Below are 20758 nucleotides of genomic sequence, written 5' to 3' on the forward strand. Positions count from 1 at the left end.
AACAAGGCCTCAACAAAAAAGAGATCATGCGCTGCCTCAAGCGCTACATCGTCCGCGAGGTCCACACCGCCCTCCTCGCCGACTTCACCACCCTCAACACCCCTTGACTTCCATAGGAGCATCGCCGGCGGACGGCGCACCCACCGGGGCCGCCGCCCCGCCCGGCCGACCGTTGCCACCGTCGTTCGGCCACCTGCCGACGGCCATCGCGGCGCCGGCCAGCCGGGTCGCCGGCCAGCCGGGTCGCCGGTCAGCGGCGGTGGACGGCCAGGGCGACGAGGTACTGTCCGCCGCCCGCCTCGACGCTGGCGGTCACCGGCAGCCCGGGCACCAACCGGGAGAACCGGTCCACCAGCCAGTCGGCCGCCTCCTGGGCGTCCCGGCGGCTGGGGCAGCGGGCCACCAGTTCCCGGCCGCCCTTGCGTTCGAGCCGCTCGGCGACGGTGACCAGCGGTGCGGGCTCCACCACGCGCAGCCGGTCCGGCCAGGCGACGACCACCTTGACCGCGCCCTTGCGGGTGTTGCAGGCACGGTGCGCGAGCCGCTCGACGACCTTGGCCTTGCGGTCGGCGGTGCGGCTGTCGACGCTGGGCCCCCGGGGGTCGTTCACCGATCTGTCGGCGTCGACCGGCTCGTCGCACACCCAGCACCGCCAACCGTCGCGCCGGGCGACGTCATCGAGCAGACTCATCCGAGCAAACTAGCGTGGGTCAGCCCCCGCCGGCCGGCAGCCCCGGGCACGGCCGCCCACGAGGTCGCCGGACGGTGCCGGCGGGGACCGGCGACCCGGCGGGGCTTCGCCCTGATGTGTCAGGATTGCGCGATGGCAGTGATCGAGGTCGTCAAGGGTGACATCACGCGGGAGAACGTGGACGCCATCGTCACCGCCGCGAACGAGTCCCTGCTCGGTGGCGGTGGTGTCGACGGCGCGATCCACCGTGCCGCCGGCCCCCGCCTGGCCCGGGCCGGCGGGGCGATCGCCCCCTGCCCGCCGGGCGAGGCGGTGCCGACCCCGGCATTCGACCTCGACCCGCCCGTACGGCACGTCATCCACACCGTCGGCCCGGTCTGGGAGGGCGGCGGCCACGGCGAGGCCGAGACGCTGGCCTCCTGCTACCGCCGGAGCCTGGAGGTCGCCGACGCCCTCGACGCCCGCACCGTCGCCATCCCCGCCATCGCCACCGGCGTGTACGGCTACCCGCCCGACCGGGCCGCCCGCATCGCCGTCGCGACCGTCCGGGCCACCCCGACGAACCTCGAACGGATCCGGCTCGTCGCCTTCGACGACGACACCCACGCCCACCTGCGGGACGCGCTGGCGGCGGCCGGATGACCCGCCCGGCCGGGACCGGCGACCGCGCCCTCCCCACCCCTGCCGGCCGGACCACGCCGCACGGTCGCGATCTTGGATGTGACGGCGATCACACAGAAGCCGGACCCATTCCCGGTGGACCCGTCGTCTGACCGGGTGTGAGAACAGACCTGGACGCGGCCGACGAGGGTGAACTCGTACGACGCGTCGCCCGCGGAGACAGGCGGGCGTTCGACGAGCTCTACCGGCGTACCGCGCCGTGGTTGGAGGTGCGCCTGCGCCGTCGCTGCGCCGACCCCGACGTCGTCGCCGAGGTGCTCCAGGACACCTACCTGGCGGTCTGGCGGGCGGCGGGCAGCTTCGCCGGCCCCCGGGGCAGGGACAGCGCCGGAGCGCAGGGCAGCGCCGTGGGCTGGCTGTGGACCATCGCCGCCCACCGCCTGGTCGACGCGTTCCGCCACCGGGCGCGCAAGGGCCGGCTGCCGCAGGTGGAGCTGATGCCGAGCGCGGCCCCGGCCGCCGAGGACGAGGTGATGGCCACGCGGATCGGCCAGGAGTTGGAACAGGCCCTGCTCGTCCTGCCACCCGAGGTCCGGGCCGCGCTGCGGGCCACCGTCCTCGACGGGCTCTCCTCGCGGGAGGCGTCGGTGCTGCTGGGCGTACCGGAGAACACCGTGAAATCCCGTGTCCGCCGAGCCCGCATCGCCCTCCGGGAGGCGCTGTCATGACCACCCACCCCAGCCTGTCCCAGATCGAACGCTACGCCGCCGGGGATCCGGAACTCGACGAACCCAGCGTCTGGGCGATCGAGGTGCACCTGGAGGACTGCGCCGACTGCCGCGCCCGGCTGGCCGGCAGCACCACCGGGGCGAGCCGGGCCGTGATCGACCAGGTCGCGCTGGTGCTGGACCGCGAGATCGCGACGGCGGCGGTGCCCGTCGGCCGCAGCCGGCCCTGGTCGGTGCTGCGACACCGCTGGTTCGTCGGCACGCTGCTGCCGTGGCTGGCGATGACCGGCACGGTGCTCGCGTGTGCGGCCGTACTCGGTGCGCTGTGGGTCGGCACCCCCTCGCTGGTGCTGCTCATCGCACCACTGGCACCGCTGCCCGGTGTGGCCGTCGCCTGGCACCGGCGGGCCGACCCGGCCTGGGAGCTGATCGCCGCCACACCCGCCAGCGGTCTGACGATGCTGCTGCGGCGTACGGCTGCGGTGTTGGCGTTCGTCATTCCCGCGCTCGCGGTGGTCGGTGCCGGCACCGGGATGTCGCTTGCCCTGATGCTGCTGCCCTGCCTGGCGTTCACCGCCGCCACGCTCCTGTTGGGCACCCTCGTCGGGGTACGCCACGCCGCGATCGGACTGGTCACGGTCTGGACGCTCGCGGTGGTCGCCCCCAGCCTCGTCGCCGCCCGGCTGCCGGTGCTGCTGTCGGCGCAGAGCGCCCCCAGTTGGGCCCTGGCCACGGTCGTCCTGACCATCATGGCCCTCCTGCGGGCCAACGGATTCCGGCGGCTCTCCCACCACGGGTAACCCGCCACCCGCCACCCGGCCCTCCGGGCCGTATCCCACGCCGCCCCCAGGCGATCACCGAAGGAGATGACGACGATGCGTGCCGTGAGCGCGGTCGAGACGACCGCCACCACCTATCCCTGGACGATCCACGCGGAGGCCCTACAGGTCCGGGCCGGTCGGCACCTGGCCGTCAACGGCCTCGACCTGGCCCTGGGCACCGGCGTGCACGGGCTGCTCGGCCCCAACGGCGCGGGCAAGACCACGCTGATGCGGGCCCTGGCGACCGTCGTGGCCCCGGCCGGTGGTCGGTTGACGCTGCTCGGGCACCCGGTCAACGGCCGCGCCGAGCTGCGACCGGTGCGCCGCGACCTGGGTTACCTGCCCCAGCATTTCGGTTACTACCCCCGGTTCACGGTGCGCGAGTTCGTCGGCTACATGGCCTGGCTCAAGGAGATGCCCAGGTCCGCCATCCCGGCGGCGGTGCAGCGGGCCATCGACCGGGTCGGGCTCACCGCCAGGGCCGACGCCCGGCTCAAGACGCTCTCCGGCGGCATGCTGCGTCGGGCCGGCATCGCCCAGGCCATCGTCAACGACCCGCGGCTGCTGCTGCTCGACGAGCCGACCGTCGGCCTCGACCCGGAACAGCGACTCGACTTCCGTGAGCTGCTGCGCGACCTCGGCACCGACAGTTGCGTGCTGGTCTCCACCCACCTGGTCGAGGACGTGGCGGCGGCCTGCACCGACGTCGTGCTGGTGAACGAGGGCCGCCTGGTGTGGCGGGGCACGCCCGAGGTGCTCGCCGCGCAGGGCGACGCGGGCCACGCCGGCGACAGCCCGGCGGAGCGGGGCTACTCCGCGCTGCTGCGTCAGCACCGCGCGGAGGCCGCCCGATGAGCGGGCGGACCGTCCACGCCGCCCCGCAGCCCGCAGGAGAGCAGGGGGCCCGGATGAGCATCATGGGCATCGAACTGCGCCGCTCCGCCGCGGTCGGCGCCGCGCTGGTCACGGTGGTGGTCGGGGTCGGCGCGCTGTACGTGGCGACCGGCCGCTGGTCGAGCAGCTGGATGGCCCTGGCCCTGGCCATCCGGGAGTACCTGCTCCTGTTGTGGCCACTGGCCCTCGCAGCCGGCGCCTGGCAGGGTCGCCGGGAGCACCGGGCGAAGGTCGGCGAACTGTTCGCCACCACCGCCCGGTCCCGCGCCGGGCGGATGCTGCCGGTGCTCGGCACGATGGCCCTCACCCTCGTGACCGCCTATCTCCTGGTGACCGTGGCGGGCATCGCCTGGATCGTCACCACCGCGTCGTACCTGCCCCTGCTGCACTTCGTCGTCGTCACCACGGTCGGTGCGCTGTCCCTGGTCGCTGCGGGGTGGCTCGGGCTGGGGATCGGGCGGTTGCTGCCCGCCCTGGTGACCGCTCCGGCGCTGGCGGTGGGCGGGGTGCTGCTGGTCTTCTTCGTCACCGTCGGTACGCCGGACCGGGTGGCCGCGGCGATCTCCCCGGCCCACGGCTCGGGCCCGTTCCACGACTACCAGACGATCGACAACCGGGTCAGCGGCGCGCTGGCGATCTCGATGATCACGCTCGCCGTCACCGGCCTGCTGTTGTACGTCGCCGACGGCTGGCGGGTCCGGGCGATGGCGGTGCTGCCGGTACTGCTCGGATTCGTGGTGGCCACGACGGTCCTCCCCCACGACCGGGACACGCTCAACTGGCCGGTCGACCCGGTCGCGCAGGAACTGGTGTGCACCGACGACACCCCGACGGTGTGCGTCAGCCGGGTCCACGCCAAGGTGCTCGACACGGTGGCCCCGCTGGCCCGGGAGGGCCTCACGGCGCTGGCGAAGATGCCTGATGCGCCGGCCGTCGTGCACGAGGACACCCGCACGATCACGTTCGACCAGGTCACGCCGGTCACCAAGCCGGGTGTCGTCACGATCGGGATCCGGATCGACAAGCGGGGCCGGCTCGCCCACCCGGCCGCCGTGGTCCCCGAGATCGTCAGGCACCTGGGCGTCCCGTACGACGGGAAGTGCCAAGAGGGCGACGAGGTGGTCGAACGGGCGGCGGCCTACTGGCTCCTGGGCCGTGAACCGCGGTCCGACGTGGGGGTGGTTCCCGGCATGATCGAGGAGGACCCCGGGATCAACCCCGAAGCGGTCACCCTGTGGCGGGGCCTGCGTGACCTGCCCGAGGCGGAGGCGCTGGCCCGGGTCACTGCGGTCCGCGACGCCCTGCGGGCCTGCCAGGACCCCACCGGGATGCTGTCGCGGAGTGCCCGGTGACCTGGACGCTGCTCTACCTGCGGTCGCGACACGTGCCGCTGGCGCTGGCCGCCGCGGTCGGCGGGGTGGCGGTGCTCTGGGCGCTGTACCTGGCCTTCGCCAAGGAGCGGGACGTCACCTCGATGATGGTCGTCCTGACCGTCCTGCTGATGGTCACGGCGCTCGCGCCCACCCTCGCCGGCCCGGACGAGAACCTGGAGCGGACCGCGTCGGTGCGCTGGGCCTGGCGGCGCGCGGTGCACCTGCTCGCCGGCCTGCTGATCATCCTGGTGGTCCTGCTCGCCACCCGGCACACCGGAGCCCGGTTCGGGCCGGTCGCGCTGGTGGTCCGCGACGCCACCGGGCTGCTCGGTCTGATGGCGCTGTGCGCCACGGTGGTCGGCGCGACCCGGTCCTGGTTCCTGCCGCTGGGGTGGACCACCATCGCCGCCCTCTACCCACAGCCGGGCACCTGGGGAGCGGTCGCGACGTGGCAGGGCCAACCGCCCGACAGCCGGGCCGCCACGGTGGTGGCGGCGGTGCTCGCCATCGGTGGGCTGGTCACCTATGCGGTCGCCGGCCCGGCCCGCCGGGACCCGGCCGAGTAGTCCGCCGCCGACCGGCACGCCACCCGCACCGTGGGGTGGCGTGCCGGTCGGCGGTCGCGCGGGCGGCGCTCCGGCCCGACCGGGCGCGCTGAGCCGCCGACGCGCCGGCAACCGACCGTCGCCGGGGGCTACCCACCGCCGTGGTCCTCGGCGCACCGGCCGACCGGCGTCAGGCCCCTCCCGCCCGGCCCGGTCCGGGCAACTCGACGCCGGTGAGCTGCGCGCACCGCAGGAGCAGTTCGTCCCCCAGCGGGTCGATCCGCGAGCGCTCCGGTCGCCAGTCCCGCGCGCTGACGTACCGTCCACTGGCCAGGGCCCCGGGGTCGACGTCCACGGCGAGGCGCACCAGTTCCCGCGCGGCGTCGTCCGGGCTCGTCGGTGCGGCGTCGCCGCCCATCCTGGTACGCACCCAGCCGGGATCGACCGCGTTGCTCAGCACACCGGGCCACCGGCGGGCCACCGCGAAGGCGAGCGCCAGGTCCAGCAGCTTCGTCCGGGAGTACGCCTCGACGCCGTGCCAGGGGCGGGTGTCGTACCGCAGGTCGGTCAGGTCGGCCAGCCCGTCGGCGGCCATCGCCGACGACACGAACACCAGCCGCCCGGGCGGCGGTGACAGCGCCGTCAGCAGGTACGGCGCGAGCACGTTGACCTGGAACGTCGACTCCAGTCCGTCCCGGGTCAACTCCCGCTCCGGCGCGTCGAGCCGGGCGATCCCCGCGTTGTGCACGACGGCGTCGAAGCGGCCGAACGCGGCCAGCGACCGGGCGAGCGCCGTGGTCTCCTCGATGGAGCGCAGGTCGCCGACCACGATCCCGGCCGCGGCCGGAAGCGCCGCCTTGGCCACCACCGCCCGTTCCTCGTTGCGGGCGTGCAGGACGACCCGGTGCCCACGGGCGACGAGTTGCGCCGCGGTGCGCTGGCCGATGCCGTCCACCGAGCCGGTGACGAGAATGCTGCCCATGGTGTTCCTCTCTGCGTGCCGCCGCGCGCCCCGGCGCGACGACCCAGGAAAGCTCCTGACACTTGGCGGCGACTGAACGCGGCCACCGACCGCCGCGCCAAGTCCGGCGCAAGTGGTGCCTGCGTTGCTGTGGGCATGAAGAGACTCCTCGCCATCGGCCTGGCGCTCACCCTCAGCGCCGGTCTGACCGTGGTCGCGAACGGGACCGCGCTCGCCCGCCCCTACTGCGACGTGCCCGACCCGCCGCCGGCCTGTGACGACAGCCCGGCCGAGCCGACACCGCCACCGGTGGGCAGCGACAAGTATCCGATGGGCTGGCTGGAGTCGTGGGAGTACGTCGGCGGGGCGGTCCGGGTCAGCGGGTGGGCCAGTGATCCCAACGGCGGCCCGGTGCAGGTGACGGTGCAGACCGACGTACCACCTGCGGTGACCCGCCCGGCGAACCTGTGGCACGTCGAGCGGGGCGCGTTCGTCGGTTTCTCCTTCACGGTGCCGAGTTCGGCGCTGGCCGGGGTGCACGGATTCTGTGTCACCGCGAACAACGTGCCCGACGGCAGCCAACCGGTGCCCGAGGTCGCCCCGCTGTCCTGCCCGCAGTACCGCGTCACCCCGGCAGCGCCCAGCGCGTTGACGCTGTCCGCCGGTTACCAGGAGGGCAAGCGGACGCTGGACGTCACCTTCACCGACAACTCGGTGCGGGAGGACAACTACCGGATCGACCTGAGCTGGCTTCAGACCACCCCGGACGACACCCCCACCGATCCGGGGCTGCCGACCACCCCGCCGGGTGGGCCCGCGCTGCCCACCCCGATACCCACCTGGGGTGCGCCGATCCCGACCACCGAGGTCGGCGTCGCCCGGGCGGTCATCTACGGCACCCCGGACACCGGACGACGTACCTGGCACTTCACCCACATGCCCCAGGCGTTCGTCCACGTCGTGGTGGTCTCGAACGAGGCCGGTCTGCCCTCCCCGGCGCTCAGCGGGGGCATCTCCACCCGCTGACCTGCACCGTGCCGCGACGGGGTTGGCGTATCCCCTGATGTGCGGCGGCGGCCCGGCGGTGCCGGGCCGCCGCCGACGTCCCGTTCGGACACCGGACCGACGGGACGCCCGGCCACGGACCGGGGCCCGACCGGAGCGGCCACGGGCGTCGGACGCGGGATCCCCCGGCCCCGCGTGCCCGGCTAGGGTCACCGGGTGACGACGATCGGCGTGTTCGGCCCGGTGCGGGCCAGCCGTGGCGGCGTCACGATCAACCTCGGCGCTCCCCGGCAACGCGCGGTGCTGGCCCGACTGACCGCCGGTGGCGGCCACCCGGTCTCGGTCGACCGGCTGATCGAGGATCTCTGGTCGGGGGACCCGCCCCCACGCGCCCAGGCCGCCCTCCAGGTGTACGTGTCGAACCTGCGCCGGGCGCTGGAGCCGGACCGTCCGTCGCGCACCCCCGCCCGGATCCTGGTCACCGCCGCCCCGGGGTACGCCCTGCGACTGCCGACCCCGGACGTGGACGCCTGGCGGTTCGAGGCGGCACTGCGGGCCACCACGCCCGAGCCGGGGCAGCGACCCGCGGTGGCGATCGCCGGGCTGGACGAGGCCCTGGCCTGCTGGCAGGGCGGCAGCCCGTACGCCGAGTTCGTCGGGGAGCCGTGGGCGGACCGGGAGCACGACCGGCTGACCCAGCTGCGGCTGTCCGCCGTCGAGCAGCGGGCGGAACTCCTGCTCGTCCTGCACCGGCCGGGTGAGGTCGTCCGTGAACTCGACCCGCACGTGCGCGACCACCCCCTGCGGGAGCGGGCCGCCGTGCTGCTCGCGGTCGCGCTGTACCGCCTGGGCCGGCAGGCCGACGCGCTCGACGTGCTCCGTACCGTGCGGGCCACGCTGGCCACGCAGTTGGGCATCGACCCCGGCCGTGAATTGCGGAGCCTGGAGACGGACCTGCTGCGCCAGAGCCCACACCTGGACAGCGCCGCTCCCGGGGCGACCGTCAGGCTCCTGCCCGCCCCCATCGTCGGGGCACCCGAGACGCGCCCGGTGGGCCGGGCGGCGGAACTGGCCCGGCTCCGGGCCGCCGCCGCCCGGGCCGCCGTGACCGGCCTGGGCATCTGCTGGATCGGCGCCGAGGCGGGGGCGGGGAAGTCGACGTTGGCACGACAACTCGCCGACGTCCTCACCGCCGACGGCTGGCAGCCGGTCGTCGGGCACTGCCCGCAGGTGGAGGGCGCACCGCCGGCGTGGGCCTGGCGCGACGTGGTCACCGCCGCCGCACGGCTCCTCCCCCTCGACGACGCGGAGGCATCGGGCCTGCGCCTGCTGATCGACCCCGAACCCGCCGGCCGGGCCCGTGGCGAGTACGACGAGTTCCACCTGCGCGGGGCGCTGGCCGCCTACCTGGCCCGACTGACCGCGCAGGCCCCCGTGCTCCTCACGGTCGAGGATGTTCACCGCGCCGACGGGGAGACCCTGCGCATCCTTCGGCACCTCGTCGCCGCCCTCACCGCCGCGCCGATGCTCATCGTGGCGACGTACCGGCCGGACGAGGTCACCGACGACCTGGTGGGGGCACGGGCGGCGCTGGCCGCGGTGCCGGCGGTCGATCTCGCGCTGCACGGCCTGGACGCGGAAGCCGTCGCCGAGCTGCTGCGCCGGCACGGGGTGGACAGCACCGACCCCGAGCTTGCGCACACGGTCGGACAACGGTCGGCGGGCAATCCCCTGTTCACCATCGAGCTGGCCAAACTGGTCGCGGCCGAGGGACCGGCAGCGGCGCTCGACGGCGTGCCCGCCGGCCTCGGCCACGTGCTGGCCCGCCGACTGGCGCGACTGCCGGCCGACGCGCGGACGGTGCTGCGACACGCTGCGGTGTTCGGTGCCGAAGCCGACGTCGACACCCTGCTCGCACTCGACGGCGGCCCGGAGGAGCCGGTCCTCGACGGCCTGGAGGCCGGAGTGACCGCGGGGCTGCTCGTCGAACCCGCGCCGGGTCGGGTGCGGTTCGCCCACGCCCTGATGCGCGACGCGCTCTACCACAGCGTGCCGCTGCTGCGCCGCACCCGGATCCACGCCCGCATCCTCACCGTGCTGCGGGAACAGGGCAGCGACGACGCGGCGGCCCTGGGGCGGCATGCGCTCGCGGCCCTCACCCGGTCCACCGCCGTCGACGCCATCGGTCATCTCGCCACCGCCGCCCGTCGCGCCGGCGACCTCGGCGCACCGAGGGAGGCCGCCGCGCTCTGGGCCGGTGCGCTGCGCGCCGTCGGCCTGGCCCCGGCCACCGACGCCCGGACCCGGCTCGACCTGCACCGCGAGCTGGCCGCTGCCGGCGCGCTCGCCGGGGACGTGGTCGGTGCCCGCGCCGCCCGCGCCGAGGCGGTACGACTGGCCACCGGCGTCGGCGACCCGGCAGCCGTCCATGCCGCGCTGACCTGCATCGACGCCCCGGTCACCTGGACCATCCGGCCCGACCGCCTGGTCGACGCGCCGCTGGTCGGCCTGCTGGAGCAGGAGTTGACCCGGGTCGGTCGGGACCGTCCGGTGCTGCGCTCGCGCCTGTTGAGCACCCTCGCGTTCGAGATCGAGGGCGCCGACCTGGGCCGCGCCGACGAGGTCACCCGGGAGTCCCTCGCGTTGGCCCGCCGGCAGGACGACCCGGCGGTGCTCTGCCGCGCGCTCAATGCGCGCTACTTCGTCACCGTCGCCCCCGCGTACCGCGCCGAACTGCCCGGGGTCGGCCGGGAACTGCTGGCGACGGCCGAAGCGGCAGGGCTGACCGCGTACCGCTGCCAGGCCCACCACATCCTCTACCAGGCGGCGCTCGCCGACACCGACTTCGACCGGGCCCACCACCACGTCGACCGGGCGGTCGAGGAGGCCACCACCGGGCAGCTCGGCCTGATCCTCGCCGTCATGGGCTGGTTCACCGGCCTGCGCGCCCTGTTCCGGGGCGACCTCGACGAGGCGACACGCCGGTACGCGGAGATCAGTGACCGGATGGGCCGCGTCGGTGGCCCGAACGCGGCGGCGATGGGTCTGATGGGCCGGTTCACCGTGTTGACCGCCGTCGGGCGTGGGCACGAGGTGATCGAGGAGCTCCGGCAGGTGCACGCGCGGGTGCCGGACGACGCCCACGACGTGCTGGCCCACGCCCTGCTGTCGGCCGGTGACCACGACGCGGCCCGGGCGGTGTGGCGGCCGGACGCGCCGATCCGCCCGGACTACCTGTGGCTGTACTGGATGACGGTGCGTGGCCAGGTCGCGGCCCGCCTCGGCGACGCGCCTGCCGCCCGGCGCTGCTACCGGGAGTTGACGCCGTGGGCGGGGCGCTTCGCCGGGCTGGAGTGCGGCTCGATCTCACTCGGACCGGTGGACCAGACCCTCGCCGAACTGGCCGCCGTGCTCGGTGACCCGGCGGCCGCCGCCGCGCACCGGGCCGCCGGGCTCGACCTGGCCCGGGCCGTCGGCGCGGTGCCGTGGTGCGACGAGTCGGCGTACGTGCCGGTGCCGGTCTGAGCGGTCCACCGGGCCCGCTCCTCCTCGGCTCGGCTGGCCGTTGGCTCCCCGCGTCGCACGAGGGCGGTGCCTGCGCGACGGCTACCGCACGCGGGGCCGCTGCAGGACGAGGTGGTCGAGCAGCTGGGTCAGCCCGTCGTCGCGGGGTGCCACCTCCAACGCCGGATCGTCCGCGAGGACCGCCTGCTGGAGCAGGTGCAGCCGCTTGGACGGCTCCAGCCCCAACTCCTCCACCATCGCCGTACGCAGCCGGTGGAAGACCGCCAGGGCCTCCCGCCGCTGGCCGCTGCGGTGCAGCGCGACCATCAGCTGCGCGCACAGGTTCTCGTTCAGCCCGTGTTCGGCGATCAGCAGGGTGAGCTCGGCCAGCACGTCCTGGTGGTGGCCGAGCCGCATCCGCGCCTCGATGCACTGCTCAAGGGTGTTGAGCCGGACCTGTTCCAGCGCCTTGAGCCGGGGCTCGGCCACGGTGCCGGCCCGCACGTCGGCCAGGGCCGGGCCACGCCAGAGCGCACAGGCGCGCACCAGCAGCGCCGCCGCGTCGACGTTCTCGCCGGCTGCCAGGGCCCGCCGGCCGGCCGAGGCGAGCTGTTCGAACAGGCGCAGGTCGAACTCGTCGGCACCGACCCGCAGGACGTAGCCGCCGGGCACGGTGACCAGCACCCGCTTGGCCACCTCGGAGACCGGCACGCCGAGCAGGCCGGCAAAGCACTTGCGGATCTGCAGGACGTACGTCTGGAGCGTCGTCAGCGCGCTTACCGGCGGGGACCCGCCCCACAGCTCCTGGATCAACGCGGAGACCTGCACGGTCTGGTCGGCGTTGAGGAGCAACAGGCCCAGCACGCTGCGGGGCTTCGGGGCGGTCGGTGTGGTGACCGCCCCGGCGTGGGCGAGCACGAGCGGTCCCAGGATCTGGATTTCCATGGCCCCTCCCCCGAGAGCGGTCCGCCCTCTTCTCGACGTGCCGTTGCGGGGATCCGCATGAAAGCGACAGCCTTACCCATCACCATAGATAAGCGTCAGTTCCAAGCAGAATTCACGTCTTTTCGTACCGTGATCGTGCGCGGTTCGACTGAGAGGCTAGCCGGTTTTGGGCCGACCGTCGCAGATTGCTCAAGCCATCTTCGAGGAGCGATGGAAAGCCCGAGGTCAGACCACCGGGAGGGGCCGCGAAGGCCGACCCGGCGGGCCCACCGGCCAGGCCCGGACGGGGTCGCCACCCGGGTTTCCGCCGCGACGGCACATCGGTTCGGCGGCACCCCGCACCGCCGCCCGACAACACCGCACCGAGCGGCAGAAAGCCTTTTTGTCCGCACATCAACACCATTGACAGTCTTCACTCATAAGGGGCTGGTCGTACGGAAGGTCCGACTGCCGTGCCTGCGGCGGGGGTCAGGCCCGGTGCCGGCGCAACGCGGCGGCACCGACCCGCCAGAGGATGTCCGGACGACGCAGCCGCGCGGGCCCGGTCGTCAGGTTGACGACCTCCAGGAAGGCCCGGTGCACCACCTCGTCGGTCACGGTCGCGTGCTGGACCGCCTCGGCCATGCCCCGGCGCAGCCGCCACCCGAACGGCCGGGCGACGGTCACGTGCGGCAGGTAACGGTCCTGCGCGGCGGAGAAGTCCCAGGCGTCGTCCACCACCGCCCGCACCCGCCGGAAGTACGCGTACGCCGGCCCGTCCACCGCGCCGGGCTCGGCCAGCCACTCGTCCAGCGCGACCGCCTGGATCGCCGCCACCGAGATGCCCTGACCGTAGGTCGGGTTGAACGAGGCGACCGCGTCGCCGATCGCCACCAGGCCCGCCGGGAACCGGTCCAGCCGGTCGAACTCACGGCGGACGCTGTCCGGGAAGCGGTGCACGTACACCTCACTGGCCGGCTCGCACGCGTCCGGCAGCAGCCGCAGCGGGGTGGCCGGGTTCGACCGGCAGCGGGCCATGAACTCACCCAGGTCACGGCCCGGTCGCCGGTCGCCGTAACCGCTGACCAGCGTCAGCCAGCGATCGCCCTCGACGGGGGTCATCGAGCTGGGACCGTTGCGCGCCCGGCTCGGCGTGTGGACCGAGTAGACCGCCACGTGGCCGGCCAGCCGTTGGCCCGGCTCCCGGTGGAACAGGCAGGTGGCGTAGCCGAGGTCCAGGGCCATCCGACGCTTGGCCGGGGCGGGGTAACCGAGCCGACCCAGCCAGTCGGCCAGCCGGCTGGACCGGCCGGTGGCGTCCACCACCAACTGTGCCGCGTGCCGCTGGGCGTCGGTGCCGCCGGTCGGGCGGACCAACGCGCCGTCCACCCGGCCGGCGGTCGCGGTCAACCCGACGGCAGTGCCCCCGACCAGGGTCACGTTCGGCAGCGCCAGGACCCGCCGACGGATGTGCCACTCCAGGAACGGACGGGACACGCTGACCACGCTGCCGCCGCGCACCGGGACCTTCGCCCGGCCGTCGAGGAACCACTGTGCGCCGCCGGGACCACTGCCGACCAGTTGGCCACCCTCGCGCACCAACTGCCGGACGAAGCCGGGCAGCAGCCGGTCGATGACGGTCCGGCCCCGGCCGAGCAGGGTGTGCGCCTGGCTGCCGTGCGGCGCACCCCGGCGGATCACCGGGGCGTCCACCAACACGTCGGGTTCCACGATCCACACCTGGTCGGCGTGGTCGGCCAGGACCCGGGCGGCGATCATGCCGGCGACGCTGCCACCGAGGACGAGAGCGGTCCGCATCAGCGGCCGGGGACCGGCCGTGGGTCCCCGGGGCACGCCGGCACGCTGGCGACCGCCAACACATGGCCGGACAACTCCCGGTGGGTCACCAGGACCCCGGGATCGTCGACGGCGGGCCGCCAGGCAGGTGGTGCCGGTGGGGCGGTACGCCGGCGCAGCAGCCGGCCACCGCGCAACCCGGTGCCGTACACCTTGGCCACCGCCTCCTTGCCGGTCCACAGGGCCAGGAAGTCGACGCCGAGGCGGTCCGCCGGTCGGCCGCGCAGCCAGTCGGTGTCCTCGGGGGCGAACCACCGTCGACTCAGACCGAGCGCGGGCAGCGGACGCACCTCCTCGACGTCGACGCCGACCGGTCCGATCCGGGACACCGCCACCGCGACCAGGCCACGGGTGTGACTGACGCTGGCGTGCCAGCCCGTGGCGACGCCGCACAGCACCGGTGCACCCGCCGCCGAACGCTCCACCGCGATCGCGGCCGGCGGGGCACCGGCCATCGCCGCGACCGTCTCGACGAGCAACGCACGGGCGGCCGGCCGCCCGTCGCCCGCCGTGCGGCGCAGCCGTACCACCAGGTCCGGCGTCACCACGGCACGCCGTGCCGGCCGGGGACGGCCCCGGGCACCCGCCGGGCCCTGCGCCGCCCGCGACGACCCCGGGCGGGGCGCGGCCCGGTCCGGGCGGCTCCGACGGCACCCATTCAATCCCCCACCGCCCGCATTTCCGATAATTGTCAGCACACCCTGGTTAATGCGAGGATGACCCGGGTCGAATTGACGATACCGAGGCGTGGGCGGGCCCGGGCCGCACTTCTCTCGACATTCACTAGAGGCTCGGTGGAGAACGATTATGCCGCGGCAGCGACAGGGCACGGAAGGGCATTGCCCCCGGCGACGGGGGCCGGCCGCACCGCCGTGGGGACGGTCGTCGGGGTGGGCCCGGTCAGGTCGCCCGGCCCCGGTGCGGGCCGTGGCGCGGGGAGCCGTCCGTGGCGCGTGACGACGAGTACTTCCGCAAGCGGCTGCTGAACGTCCTCTGTGCCACCTGGACGGCGCAGGCGTGCTCGGTCTTCGCCCTGCTCGGCCTGGCCGACCGGATCGCCACGGGCACCACCGGCGGCGGCGCGTTGGCTGCCGCCGCCGGGCTGGACCCGGTCGCGCTGCGCCGGTTGCTCGCCGCGCTCGCCGACGCCGGCGTCCTGCGCCAGACGGGTCCCGACGACTTCGTCCTGTCCGGCATGGGGGAATACCTGCGCACCGACGTCCCCGGTTCGGTCCGCGACACGGCCGTCCTGTACGGCCAGGAGGTCTTCGCCTCGTTCGGCGGCCTGCTCGACACCGTGCGCACCGGCCGGCCGGCCTTCACCGACCGCTTCGGTGAGCCCTTCTACCAGTACCTGGGCGGGCATCCGGAGCTGGCCGCGACGTTCAACGGGGCGATGGCCACCGCCCCGGAACCGCCGCCGCCCCCCGCCCGGCTGTTCGACGACGCCCGTACGGTGGTGGACCTCGGCGGCGGCGACGGCGGCCTGCTCGCCGACCTCCTGCGGGCCCGCCCCGAGCTGCGCGGAGTCCTCGTCGAGCTGCCCGAGGCCGCGGCCCGGGGACGTGCCCGGCTCGCCGCCGCCGGGGTCCTGGACCGGGTCGAGATCGTCGTCGGCAGCTTCTTCGACCGGGTGCCCACCCACGGCGACCGGTACGTCCTGCGGCGGGTCCTGCACAACTGGAACGACGGCAACGTCGCCCGGGTGCTGGCCCGGGTACGCGCGGCGATGCCGACCGGGGCGCGGCTGCTGGTGCTGGAGGAGCTGCTGCCGGCACAGCCGCAGCAGACCGGAGCCGGCGCGGGCACCTGGGGGGCGCCCCGCAACCGGATCGTGGATCTGCTGATGCTGGTCCTGATGGAGGGCCGGGACCGCACCGCGGCGGAGTACGGCCAGCTCCTCGCCGACGCCGGCTTCGCCGTCACGGGCGTCACCGACGGCGTGATCGAGGCGGTACCCGTCTGAGGGCGGCGGGCCGTCCCGGGTCCGTCGTTCCCCGGGTCAGCGGGCGGGCCGGGTCAGCAGCAGGCCCTCCTGGGCCACCGTGGCCACCAGGTCGCCGTCGCGGGCGTACAGCCGGCCGGTCGCCAGGCCACGACCGGTGGCCGCCCACGGGCTGTCGCAGTCGTACAGCAGCCACTCGTCGGCCCGGCAGGGTCGGTGGAACCACACCGTGTGGTCGATGCTGACGCCGAGGTCACCCGGACCCCACTCGGTCGCGTGCCCGGCCACCATCGCGCTGAGCAGCAGGGGCAGATCCGAGATGAGCACCAGCGCGCCGGCGTGCAGCGGCCCGTCGTCGGGCAGCCTCCCGGCCACCCGCACCCAGGCCCGGCGGTGCGCCTCACCCGCCTGCTCCCCGTCGGTCCGCCCACCGGGCGGCGGGCCGAGGTACCTGACGTCGAACGCGAAGAGCATGTCCCGCACCGCGGCCAACCGACCGGGCGCGTCGGCGAGCAGCCGGGCCAGGGTCGGTACCTCGTCCGGTGGCGGGACCTCGGGCGCCGGCCGTCCGTGCGTCGGCCCGGTGCCGGGATCGTGGAACGAGGCGGTCAGGAAGAAGATCGGGATGTCGCGCTGGAGGGCGACCACCCGCCGGGCGGACATGGACGGGCCGTCGCGCAGGGCCTCGACCAGGTAGGTGACGGGCCTGCGGCTGTCGCCCGGCCGGGTGAAGTAGGCGTGCAGCGAGTGCACCGGTCGACCGGAGCGCACGGTGTGCGCGGCGGCGGTCAGCGCCTGCGCGGCGATGAGCCCCCCGTACCGGCGGGTGGTGCCCCGCGTCGTGCCGCGACCGGAGAACACCCCCGCGACGGGCACCAGCCGGTCCGTGGTGACCGTGGCGGGGTCGACGGTCACCAGGTCGAGCAGCCCGACCACCTCCTCGACGACCGCCCGGGCCCGGTCGGGGGCGGCTGCTCCGCCGCTCATCCGGCGAGGTACTTGTCGACCTCGTCGGCGGCGACGAGCGTGCCGTGGGGTTCCGCGCGCATCTGCTCGCCGAGCTGTACCGCGCGCCGCCGCAGCGCAGCGGTGGTCAGGTGGGACATGCCGGAGCGCAGCACGTCCTCGGACAGGTCGGTGAACCGCACGTGCACACCGGCACCGAGCCGTTCCAGCTGGCGGCCCCAGAACGGCTGGTCGGCGTAGGAGGAGCAGACCATGGTGGGGATGCCGGCGCGTACGCCGGCGGCGGTGATGCTGGCGCTGCCGTGGTGCACCACCATGGCACAGTGCGGCAGCACCAGGTCGTAGTCCACATAGGGCACCACCCGCAGCTGCGGTGACGTGGACGGCGCGACCCCGGCCAGGCCCCAGCCGGTGGCCACCAGGGCACGCACCCCCAGCGACCGGCAGACCCGCTCGATGCCCGCCATCATCGCGGCCGGATCCGCCACGTGCGTGCTGCCGAACGTCAACAGTGCCGGTGGTTCGCCCGCCGACAGCCACCGCGCCAGCTCCGGATCGAGGGTGGACATCCCGGCCCGGTGCAGGTCGTCCGGGGTCAGCCGGAGGTCACCGACGATCGGACGGTAGGCGTCCCAGGTCAGGCCCGGCACCAGGGTGGGGCTGTAGCCCTGCAGTTCCAGCGGCCGCCGCAGCTGCTTCGGGTGCGGCGGCATCGGGGGCAGCCCGAGCTGGCGACGGAAATCGAACATCAGGTCGCGCCGGTACCGCCAGGCCCGCCGGGTGTAGTGCAGGTAGGTCGCCCGGTTCGCCTCGGGGGTCGGCAGCGGGTCGACGGACACCAGCGGATGCGGCACCACGTCGTTCGGCCGCGACGGCGTGAGGTCGTACGCGATCAGCGGAACGTCGTGCGCCTCGGCCAGCGTCGCGGCCCACTGCTCGCTGACCACGGCGCAGACGATGGCCTCACAGCCGGCGGTGAGCTGAATCGCCTCGTCGCCGAACCGCCGACCGTAGTCCCGGTACGCCTCGATCGTGATCTGGAGGAAGGAGTCGAGGGTGCTCTTGGTGACCCACTCCCGGCCCCGCTCGGTCTGCATCATCGACTGCTGGTTCCACCCGACCGGCACCACGTCGAGCCCCAGCTGCCGGGGCAGGTCGACCAGGTTCATCGACGCCCCGACGAGTACCTCGTGGCCGTGGCGGGCCAGCTCCGCGGCGAGTGCCGTCAGCGGATAGACGTCACCGCGACTGCCGAGCGCCAGGACGGTGATGCGCATCGTCGTTCCCCTCCGGTCCTCGGTGCGGCGTCGACGGCGTCGACCCGTCGCCTGCGTTCAGGTCGGTGGAGAACGCGATCTCCCGCTGCTCCTCCAGGTCCGCCAGCCGGGCGGTCAGTCCGCGCCGGATCGCGGCGTACGCGTCGCTGCCGAGCGCGAGCCGCAGCGGGACGGTCGGTCCGGTGGCGACGTCGACCACTGCGGCGGCCATCCTGGCCAGGTCGCCGCGGCACGGCAGGCGACCGTCCTGCGCCCGGCGACGCAGGATCGCCGCCGGGGTGCCCGCGTAGGCGGGCGACTCGGCGGTCAGCTCCTTGCTCCGCCCGAAGAACCCGGTGCTCACGGTGCCGGGCTCGACGATCGTCACGCCGATGCCGAAGCTCTTCACCTCGGCGGCCAGTGACTCGAAGAACCCCTCCACGCCCCACTTGGTGGCGCAGTAGACGGCCGTGCCGGGCGACCCCCGTTGCCCGGCCATGCTCGAGATCTGGATGATCCGCCCACCGCCCTGCGCCCGCAGGTGCGGCAGCACCGCCTGGGCCAGGTGGATGGGGCCGGTCAGGTTGGTCCGGAGCTGCCTGTCGACCTGCTCGCCGCTGGCCTCCTCGGCCGCGCCGACCAGCGCGTATCCGGCGTTGCTGATCACCACGTCGATCCGGCCGAGCGCCCGGGCGGCGTCGTCGACCACCTGCCGGATCTGCTCCGGATCGGTGACGTCCAGTCGGGCCGTCCACAGCGCCTGCGCCGAGGGGGGTCGCAGGTCCGCCAGGGTACGCGGATCACGGGCGGTGGCCGCCACCGTCTCACCCCGGGCGAGCAGCTCGGTCACCAGCGCCCGGCCGAGACCGGCCGAGCTCCCGGTGACGAGCCAGGTACGTGCGGGCCCGGTCATGCCCCGGCCCACGCCGGGACGTCGAGGATCTCCAGGACCGCGCAGGACAGGGTGGCCGGCGCACCGCCGTAGAGCAGCAGGTGGTCACCGGCGGCCAGCTGCCCGGTGACCAGCAGGTGGTTGAGCGACAGCAGCTGGTCGCTCGCGCCGGTGTGCCCGACGCCCCGACCGAACTGCCAGGTGGTGCGCTCCATGGTGATGCCCAGCGGCTCCACCAGGTCGTGCTGCACCATGTAGGCGGCGGAGTTTCCGCAGATGACCCGGGTCATGTCGGTCAGCTTGCGGTCGGCCTCGTCCAGCGTCCGTTCGATCAGGTCGAGCCGGGCGCGGGTCCTGATCTCGGCGGCGTCGGTCAGCGACATCACGTTGTTGCGGAAGTGCTCGGCCCGTTCGCGCATGTCGATCGTGCGGCCCTGCGCCGCCAGCGGCGGATACAGCGGCTCGCCGCCGCGGTACAGCGGCTCCACCTCGGGCACCACGACGCTGCCCACGGCGCGCAGCCGGGCGAAACCGGTGTCGCGGTCCAGCAGCAGCGCGCTGCCGGCGTCGCCCAGGATGAAGCCGGGCGCGGAGTTCCACCGGTCGATCAGCGGTGAGCCGAGGTTCTCCGCCGTGGTCACCAGCACCGTCCGGCCCGCCGCCGCGACGGCCAGGTGCCCGGCGGCGATCTCCAGCGCCGCGAACACGCCGTTGCAGCCCAACCGGACCTCGAACGCGGGGGTCGACGTGCCGACGACCTCCCGCTGAATGTACGGGCCGGGCAGCCACATCTCCGGACCCTGGTGGTGGATGGAGGCGTGCAGCACCATGCCGATCCCGGTCGGGTCGGCGGCGGCCCGGGTCAGCGCCTGCCGGGCCGCGTGCACGGCCATCTCCGGCGGTGAGACGTCCCCGGCGATGCCGACGCCGGTCAGCCGGTTCTCCAGGTAGGAGGCCGGGCTGTAATCCCCGCGCCGGGCGGCCTGTCCGGCATCCGTCACGGGCGGTTGAAAGACACCCAGCCCGGACAGGTGAACGTTGGTGATCTTCAACCGCGTCTCCCGGATCGGCCGGCCATGGCACCACGTCCGCCATTCTTCAAGGACTGTAGTGGCCGTCCACGGGGGCACGGCGCACGTGACCTTGACGCCGGACTGAGAACTGCTTGAATCCGGCCGCCGTTGCGACTTCAGCACGCATGGAGGCGACCGGTGTCGCATTGACCGCTGCGAGTGGCCGTTGCTAACTTCGGGCCACGCATCGGGGAGATATGTCGTCGGCTGGCGTGATGGCGCTGCGGGTCGTCGGTGACCACACACGACGTCGTCGATTGACGGCAGTTCGTCCGGAGAATGTGCGACCGGTCCACCGAGGACGCCGCCCCGCCACTCCCTGCCACCCGAGAGAAGGTAGCTGAACCATGTCAGCCGACGAGGTCCTCGCGTTCACCGTGCAGGCGCTGCGGGAGATGAACTTCTACACCGACGACACCGGCCCCGACTCGATGCTCGGACCGTCCGGCGTCGACCTCGACTCGCTCGCCGTGTCCGAGCTCGCGCTGCGGGTCGAGGACCAGTTCGGCGTGACGTTCGACGACGACGACATCGAGACGCTGGCCATCATGACGCTGGGCGAGTTCGCCGCGGAGGTGGCCAAGCGGGCAGAGCTGATCCCGCAGGCCGACGCGGCGCGCGGCTGACGGGCGGTCCGACACCCGGCCCGACGACAGGCTCCACCGCACGACCACGGTGGCGGTGACCGGCACGCTCGCGGTC

The 20758-nt window shown here is 74.2% G+C and carries 19 protein-coding genes; 10 read left to right on the forward strand and 9 right to left on the reverse strand.

Annotation, left to right across the window (positions count from 1 at the left end):
- Nucleotides 1-250: 250 nt before the first annotated feature.
- A complete protein-coding gene (locus tag JQN83_RS29885) occupies nt 251-691 on the reverse strand; it encodes a hypothetical protein (RefSeq protein WP_208570490.1) in 441 nt (146 codons plus the stop codon).
- 132 nt (nt 692-823) lie between these two features.
- Here JQN83_RS29885 and JQN83_RS29890 point away from each other — a divergent pair, with 132 nt between their 5' ends.
- The 6 genes from JQN83_RS29890 to JQN83_RS29915 all read left to right on the forward strand — a co-directional run bounded on the left by JQN83_RS29890 (nt 824) and on the right by JQN83_RS29915 (nt 5694).
- On the forward strand, nt 824-1333 hold the full coding sequence (locus JQN83_RS29890; protein ID WP_208570491.1) for an O-acetyl-ADP-ribose deacetylase: 510 nt from the start codon (nt 824-826) through the stop codon (nt 1331-1333).
- A 137-nt stretch (nt 1334-1470) separates the two neighbouring features.
- On the forward strand, nt 1471-2040 hold the full coding sequence (locus tag JQN83_RS29895; protein WP_208570492.1) for an RNA polymerase sigma factor: 570 nt from the start codon (nt 1471-1473) through the stop codon (nt 2038-2040).
- Complete coding sequence (locus JQN83_RS29900; protein ID WP_208570493.1) at nt 2037-2840, forward strand: cupin domain-containing protein; 804 nt, start codon at nt 2037-2039, stop codon at nt 2838-2840. The genes JQN83_RS29895 and JQN83_RS29900 overlap by 4 nt, the downstream gene beginning before the upstream one ends.
- 75 nt (nt 2841-2915) lie before the next feature.
- Nucleotides 2916-3716, forward strand: coding sequence for an ABC transporter ATP-binding protein (locus JQN83_RS29905; RefSeq protein ID WP_208570494.1), 801 nt, complete (start codon nt 2916-2918; stop codon nt 3714-3716).
- A complete protein-coding gene (locus JQN83_RS29910) occupies nt 3713-5107 on the forward strand; it encodes a hypothetical protein (protein WP_244253509.1) in 1395 nt (464 codons plus the stop codon). The genes JQN83_RS29905 and JQN83_RS29910 overlap by 4 nt, the downstream gene beginning before the upstream one ends.
- Nucleotides 5104-5694, forward strand: coding sequence for a hypothetical protein (locus JQN83_RS29915; protein WP_208570495.1), 591 nt, complete (start codon nt 5104-5106; stop codon nt 5692-5694). The genes JQN83_RS29910 and JQN83_RS29915 overlap by 4 nt, the downstream gene beginning before the upstream one ends.
- Before the next feature lie 169 nt (nt 5695-5863).
- Here the strand turns inward: JQN83_RS29915 and JQN83_RS29920 are convergent, their stop codons facing one another.
- On the reverse strand, nt 5864-6655 hold the full coding sequence (locus JQN83_RS29920) for an SDR family NAD(P)-dependent oxidoreductase (protein WP_208570496.1): 792 nt from the start codon (nt 6653-6655) through the stop codon (nt 5864-5866).
- A 135-nt stretch (nt 6656-6790) separates the two neighbouring features.
- On the opposite strand from JQN83_RS29920, the gene JQN83_RS29925 reads away from it, so the two are divergent.
- Both JQN83_RS29925 and JQN83_RS29930 read left to right on the forward strand, forming a co-directional pair.
- Nucleotides 6791-7660: a hypothetical protein gene (locus tag JQN83_RS29925; protein WP_208570497.1), complete on the forward strand. Its 870-nt coding sequence runs from the start codon at nt 6791-6793 to the stop codon at nt 7658-7660.
- 195 nt (nt 7661-7855) lie between these two features.
- A complete protein-coding gene (locus JQN83_RS29930) occupies nt 7856-11164 on the forward strand; it encodes an ATP-binding protein (RefSeq protein WP_208570498.1) in 3309 nt (1102 codons plus the stop codon).
- Nucleotides 11165-11245: 81 nt separating this feature from the next.
- Here the strand turns inward: JQN83_RS29930 and JQN83_RS29935 are convergent, their stop codons facing one another.
- From JQN83_RS29935 to JQN83_RS29945, 3 genes are all read right to left on the reverse strand, one after another.
- The gene (locus tag JQN83_RS29935) at nt 11246-12088 is read right to left on the reverse strand and encodes an AfsR/SARP family transcriptional regulator (RefSeq protein ID WP_208570499.1); all 843 of its coding nucleotides are present in this window, start codon (nt 12086-12088) and stop codon (nt 11246-11248) included.
- Nucleotides 12089-12556: 468 nt separating this feature from the next.
- Nucleotides 12557-13885, reverse strand: coding sequence for an FAD-dependent oxidoreductase (locus JQN83_RS29940; protein WP_208570500.1), 1329 nt, complete (start codon nt 13883-13885; stop codon nt 12557-12559).
- Nucleotides 13885-14469 carry a 4'-phosphopantetheinyl transferase family protein gene (locus JQN83_RS29945; RefSeq protein ID WP_208570501.1) on the reverse strand — a complete coding sequence of 195 codons (585 nt, stop codon included), beginning with the start codon at nt 14467-14469 and terminating at the stop codon, nt 13885-13887. The genes JQN83_RS29940 and JQN83_RS29945 overlap by 1 nt, the downstream gene beginning before the upstream one ends.
- A 401-nt stretch (nt 14470-14870) precedes the next feature.
- On the opposite strand from JQN83_RS29945, the gene JQN83_RS29950 reads away from it, so the two are divergent.
- Nucleotides 14871-15890, forward strand: coding sequence for a methyltransferase (locus JQN83_RS29950; RefSeq protein WP_208570502.1), 1020 nt, complete (start codon nt 14871-14873; stop codon nt 15888-15890).
- Between the two features lie 36 nt (nt 15891-15926).
- Here JQN83_RS29950 and JQN83_RS29955 read toward each other — a convergent pair whose 3' ends face one another.
- From JQN83_RS29955 to JQN83_RS29970, 4 genes are read right to left on the reverse strand one after another with little or no spacing between them, the layout of a single operon-like run.
- A complete protein-coding gene (locus JQN83_RS29955; RefSeq protein WP_208570503.1) occupies nt 15927-16856 on the reverse strand; it encodes an acyl-CoA thioesterase domain-containing protein in 930 nt (309 codons plus the stop codon).
- A complete protein-coding gene (locus JQN83_RS29960) occupies nt 16853-18112 on the reverse strand; it encodes a glycosyltransferase (RefSeq protein WP_208570504.1) in 1260 nt (419 codons plus the stop codon). Before JQN83_RS29960 ends, JQN83_RS29955 begins: the two co-directional genes overlap by 4 nt.
- Nucleotides 18075-19004 (reverse strand): SDR family oxidoreductase, encoded by a 930-nt coding sequence (locus JQN83_RS29965; protein ID WP_208570505.1) that lies wholly within the window; start codon nt 19002-19004, stop codon nt 18075-18077. Before JQN83_RS29965 ends, JQN83_RS29960 begins: the two co-directional genes overlap by 38 nt.
- Nucleotides 19001-19984, reverse strand: a complete 984-nt coding sequence (locus tag JQN83_RS29970; RefSeq protein WP_208570506.1) for a ketoacyl-ACP synthase III family protein — start codon at nt 19982-19984, stop codon at nt 19001-19003. Before JQN83_RS29970 ends, JQN83_RS29965 begins: the two co-directional genes overlap by 4 nt.
- 419 nt (nt 19985-20403) lie before the next feature.
- On the opposite strand from JQN83_RS29970, the gene JQN83_RS29975 reads away from it, so the two are divergent.
- Nucleotides 20404-20682, forward strand: coding sequence for an acyl carrier protein (locus tag JQN83_RS29975; RefSeq protein ID WP_208570507.1), 279 nt, complete (start codon nt 20404-20406; stop codon nt 20680-20682).
- The last annotated feature ends 76 nt before the right edge of the window (nt 20683-20758 follow it).

This window comes from Micromonospora antibiotica (assembly GCF_017599305.1).
GTDB lineage: Bacteria > Actinomycetota > Actinomycetes > Mycobacteriales > Micromonosporaceae > Micromonospora > Micromonospora antibiotica.